The 5,517-nt window shown below is 58.3% G+C and carries 3 rRNA genes; all 3 read right to left on the bottom strand.

The annotated features are described in order from the left end of the window. Window positions 1–8: 8 nt before the first annotated feature. The 3 genes from rrf to KJP73_RS18915 all read right to left on the bottom strand — a co-directional run bounded on the left by rrf (window position 9) and on the right by KJP73_RS18915 (window position 5,227). A 5S ribosomal RNA gene (gene rrf / locus KJP73_RS18925) occupies window positions 9–125 on the bottom strand. Between the two features lie 99 nt (window positions 126–224). Further along, window positions 225–3,336 (bottom strand): 23S ribosomal RNA (locus tag KJP73_RS18920). Window positions 3,337–3,706: 370 nt separating this feature from the next. Next, a 16S ribosomal RNA gene (locus tag KJP73_RS18915) occupies window positions 3,707–5,227 on the bottom strand. Together the 16S, 23S and 5S rRNA genes form the textbook arrangement of a ribosomal RNA operon. Window positions 5,228–5,517: the final 290 nt, after the last annotated feature.

The following is a 5,517-nucleotide window of genomic DNA, read 5'->3' as shown; positions in this document are numbered from 1 at the left end:
TGAATGGTGTCCGGCGGCGTCCTACTCTCCCACACCCTGGCGAGTGCAGTACCATCGGCGCTGAAGGGCTTAGCTTCCGGGTTCGGAATGGGACCGGGCGTTTCCCCTTCGCTATGACCGCCGTAACTCTGTCGAACATGTCAAGCACGGGACCCCCACACCGAGGTGGGGGCGTGCTCGTGGTTCGGGAACCGCACAGTGGACGCGTAGCAACAAAAAGTGTTGTGGTGAAGTTGTCGGCTTATTAGTACCGGTCAGCTGCGAGGGTCTTGCGTCCCCTCTTCCACATCCGGCCTATCTACCCGGTGGTCTAGCCGGGAGCCTCTCACCCCTCGAGGGGGCGTGGAAACCTCATCTTGAAGCAGGCTTCCCGCTTAGATGCTTTCAGCGGTTATCCCTTCCGAACGTAGCCAACCAGCCGTGCTCCTGGCGGAACAACTGGCACACCAGAGGTTCGTCCGTCCCGGTCCTCTCGTACTAGGGACAGCCCTTCTCAAGTTTCCTGCGCGCGCAGCGGATAGGGACCGAACTGTCTCACGACGTTCTAAACCCAGCTCGCGTACCGCTTTAATGGGCGAACAGCCCAACCCTTGGGACCTACTCCAGCCCCAGGATGCGACGAGCCGACATCGAGGTGCCAAACCATGCCGTCGATATGGACTCTTGGGCAAGATCAGCCTGTTATCCCCGGGGTACCTTTTATCCGTTGAGCGACGGCGCTTCCACAAGCCACCGCCGGATCACTAGTTCCGACTTTCGTCCCTGCTCGACCTGTCAGTCTCACAGTCAAGCTCCCTTGTGCACTTGCACTCGCCACCTGATTGCCAACCAGGCTGAGGGAACCTTTGAGCGCCTCCGTTACATTTTAGGAGGCAACCGCCCCAGTTAAACTACCCATCAGGCACTGTCCCTGATCCGGATCACGGACCGAGGTTAGATATCCAGAGCGACCAGAGTGGTATTTCAACGTTGACTCCACCGACACTGGCGTGCCGGCTTCACAGTCTCCCACCTATCCTACACAAGCCGCACCGAACACCAATACCAAACTATAGTAAAGGTCCCGGGGTCTTTCCGTCCTGCTGCGCGTAACGAGCATCTTTACTCGTAGTGCAATTTCGCCGAGTTCGCGGTTGAGACAGCGGAGAAGTCGTTACGCCATTCGTGCAGGTCGGAACTTACCCGACAAGGAATTTCGCTACCTTAGGATGGTTATAGTTACCACCGCCGTTTACTGGGGCTTAAATTCTGAGCTTCGCCTTGCGGCTGACCCGTCCTCTTAACCTTCCAGCACCGGGCAGGCGTCAGTCCGTATACATCGTCTTGCGACTTCGCACGGACCTGTGTTTTTAGTAAACAGTCGCTTCTCCCTGGTCTCTGCGGCCCTCCACGCTTCCCGGGCAAGCCGGTACACGCTTCAGGCCCCCCTTCTCCCGAAGTTACGGGGGCATTTTGCCGAGTTCCTTAACCACGATTCTCTCGATCGCCTTGGTATTCTCTACCTGACCACCTGAGTCGGTTTAGGGTACGGGCGGCTAGAACCTCGCGTCGAAGCTTTTCTCGGCAGCATAGGATCACCCAATCATCCAGCATACGCTGTCACCATCGGTTCTCAGGCTTGATGAGTGGCGGATTTGCCTACCACTCGCCCTACGGCCTTGGACGTGGACTACCATCGCCACGCTGGGCTACCTTCCTGCGTCACTCCTGTTAATACGCTTACCTACTACCGGATCGGGTCGCGCGCTCCCCCGCACGGTGTCTCCCGAAGGAGACGGTGTGCGGGCTCGGGCGCTTAGCATCACCGGGCTCGGTATGGGCGGTTCTTCGCCGGTACGGGAATATCAACCCGTTGTCCATCGACTACGCCTGTCGGCCTCGCCTTAGGTCCCGACTTACCCAGGGCGGATTAGCCTGGCCCTGGAACCCTTGGTCATTCGGCGGACGGGTTTCTCACCCGTCTTTCGCTACTCATGCCTGCATTCTCACTCGTGTGGCGTCCACCACTGGGTTACCCCGCAGCTTCACCCGCCACACGACGCTCCCCTACCCATCCACACGCCTGGACCACGAAGGCCTAGCGCAAGTGTGAATGCCACAGCTTCGGCGGTATACTTGAGCCCCGCTACATTGTCGGCGCGGAATCACTTGACCAGTGAGCTATTACGCACTCTTTCAAGGGTGGCTGCTTCTAAGCCAACCTCCTGGTTGTCTGTGCAACTCCACATCCTTTCCCACTTAGCATACGCTTAGGGGCCTTAGCTGGTGGTCTGGGCTGTTTCCCTCTCGACTACGGAGCTTATCCCCCGCAGTCTCACTGCCACGCTCTCACTTACCGGCATTCGGAGTTTGGCTAACGTCAGTAACCTGGTGGGGCCCATCGGCTATCCAGTAGCTCTACCTCCGGCAAGAAACACGTGACGCTGCACCTAAATGCATTTCGGGGAGAACCAGCTATCACGAAGTTTGATTGGCCTTTCACCCCTAACCACAGGTCATCCCCCCGGTTTTCAACCCAGGTGGGTTCGGTCCTCCACGCGGTCTTACCCGCGCTTCAACCTGCCCATGGCTAGATCACTTCGCTTCGGGTCTAGAGCACGCGACTGTGTCGCCCTATTCGGACTCGCTTTCGCTACGGCTTCCCCACACGGGTTAACCTCGCCACGTACCACTAACTCGCAGGCTCATTCTTCAAAAGGCACGCCGTCACCCCTGCTAGGGAGGCTCCGACGGATTGTAGGCACACGGTTTCAGGTACTATTTCACTCCCCTCCCGGGGTACTTTTCACCTTTCCCTCACGGTACTTGTCCGCTATCGGTCACTAGGTAGTATTTAGGCTTAGCAAGTGGTCTTGCCAGATTCACACGGGATTTCTCGGGCCCCGTGCTACTTGGGATCCCCTTCGGGAGGTCACGTCATTTCGTCTACGGGGGTACCACCCTCTGTGCCGGGCCTTTCAATGCCCTTCGACTATAACGCGACTTTCTGACTCCCTGATGACTCGGCAGAATCATCTGAAAGGTCCCACAACCCCGTACACGCAACGCCTGCCGGCTTGGCACGCATACGGTTTGGCCTCATCCGCTTTCGCTCGCCACTACTCACGGAATATCTCTTCCTGCCGGTACTGAGATGTTTCACTTCCCGGCGTTCCCTCCACACACCCTATATATTCAGGTGCGGGTCACACGACATGACTCGTGCGGGGTTTCCCCATTCGGACATCCTCGGATCACGGTTCGTTTGCCAACTCCCCGAGGCTTATCGCAGGCTACAACGTCCTTCTTCGGCTCCTAGTGCCAAGGCATCCACCCTGTGCCCTTAAAAACTTGACCACAAAGACATTACTTTAAAAGATGCTCGCGTCCACTGTGCAGTTCTCAAACAACGAACGATCCCCGACCAGCTGCCGGCGCCTACCCACCACCGAAGTGACAAGCGGTTCGACCGACCGACCGGGCCCGTCATGAAGCAACACCCCCAAAGCGGGCTGTTCCCTCAGGACCCAACAGCGTGCCAGGCGACCGATCCGACCAGCGATGCGAGGTTCCACCCACCCACAAGGAGCGAGGTACTGACGCTGTGCTGACCACCACGGCCGCCGTAGTTGATGTTCCACCCTTGAGCACCACCCCGAACGCATACGGTCCGAGCCTGGCCTCTGCACCCCGCACCCAGTGGGCCGGCGTGTCAGATGCTCCTTAGAAAGGAGGTGATCCAGCCGCACCTTCCGGTACGGCTACCTTGTTACGACTTAGTCCCAATCGCCAGTCCCACCTTCGACGGCTCCCCCCACAAGGGTTGGGCCACCGGCTTCGGGTGTTACCGACTTTCGTGACTTGACGGGCGGTGTGTACAAGGCCCGGGAACGTATTCACCGCAGCGTTGCTGATCTGCGATTACTAGCGACTCCGACTTCATGGGGTCGAGTTGCAGACCCCAATCCGAACTGAGACCGGCTTTTTGGGATTCGCTCCACCTCGCGGTATCGCAGCCCTTTGTACCGGCCATTGTAGCATGCGTGAAGCCCAAGACATAAGGGGCATGATGATTTGACGTCATCCCCACCTTCCTCCGAGTTGACCCCGGCAGTCTCCTATGAGTCCCCACCATTACGTGCTGGCAACATAGGACGAGGGTTGCGCTCGTTGCGGGACTTAACCCAACATCTCACGACACGAGCTGACGACAACCATGCACCACCTGTACACCGACCTTGCGGGGCAACCATCTCTGGAAGTTTCCGGTGTATGTCAAGCCTTGGTAAGGTTCTTCGCGTTGCATCGAATTAATCCGCATGCTCCGCCGCTTGTGCGGGCCCCCGTCAATTTCTTTGAGTTTTAGCCTTGCGGCCGTACTCCCCAGGCGGGGCACTTAATGCGTTTGCTGCGGCACGGAACTCGTGGAATGAGCCCCACACCTAGTGCCCAACGTTTACGGCATGGACTACCAGGGTATCTAATCCTGTTCGCTCCCCATGCTTTCGCTCCTCAGCGTCAGTTGCGGCCCAGTGACCTGCCTTCGCCATCGGTGTTCCTCCTGATATCTGCGCATTCCACCGCTACACCAGGAATTCCAGTCACCCCTACCGCACTCTAGTCTGCCCGTACCCACTGCAAGCCCGAGGTTGAGCCTCGAGTTTTCACAGCAGACGCGACAAACCGCCTACGAGCTCTTTACGCCCAATAATTCCGGACAACGCTTGCGCCCTACGTATTACCGCGGCTGCTGGCACGTAGTTAGCCGGCGCTTCTTCTGCAGGTACCGTCACTTTCGCTTCTTCCCTGCTGAAAGAGGTTTACAACCCGAAGGCCTTCATCCCTCACGCGGCGTCGCTGCATCAGGCTTGCGCCCATTGTGCAATATTCCCCACTGCTGCCTCCCGTAGGAGTCTGGGCCGTGTCTCAGTCCCAGTGTGGCCGGTCGCCCTCTCAGGCCGGCTACCCGTCGTCGCCTTGGTGGGCCGTTACCCCACCAACAAGCTGATAGGCCGCGAGTCCATCCCTGACCGATAAATCTTTCCAGACGCATCAGATGCCTGAGCGTCACGTATCCGGTATTAGACCTCGTTTCCAAGGCTTATCCCAGAGTCAGGGGCAGGTTACTCACGTGTTACTCACCCGTTCGCCACTGATCCCCCCAGCAAGCTGGGGTTCACCGTTCGACTTGCATGTGTTAAGCACGCCGCCAGCGTTCGTCCTGAGCCAGAATCAAACTCTCCGTTAATGTCTACATGGCAACCACCACCCGAAAGCGGCGATCCACCGACACACGAAACGACCACCCCGTCGCTGGCGACGAGGCAGTCAGTTGAATTCGGCTGTTGTGCAACCGACCCAGACGGAGCAGGGCCGATCACACGTCAACCAAGACTCACCCACTCTCGCGTCCACCCCGAATGAGGCGACCACCCGAGCCGATGAACCATCTTGGCATCAACTACTTGGCACACTGTTGAGTTCTCAAAGAACAGACGCGCATCCCCCACTCACCCTTGCGGGCTCCTGGCCGGAGGC

This window comes from Cellulomonas hominis (genome assembly GCF_901521055.1).
GTDB classification, from domain to species: domain Bacteria; phylum Actinomycetota; class Actinomycetes; order Actinomycetales; family Cellulomonadaceae; genus Cellulomonas; species Cellulomonas endometrii.
The sequence above is the reverse complement of the archived record's forward strand: the minus strand, read 5'-3'. Positions and strand labels throughout refer to the sequence as shown.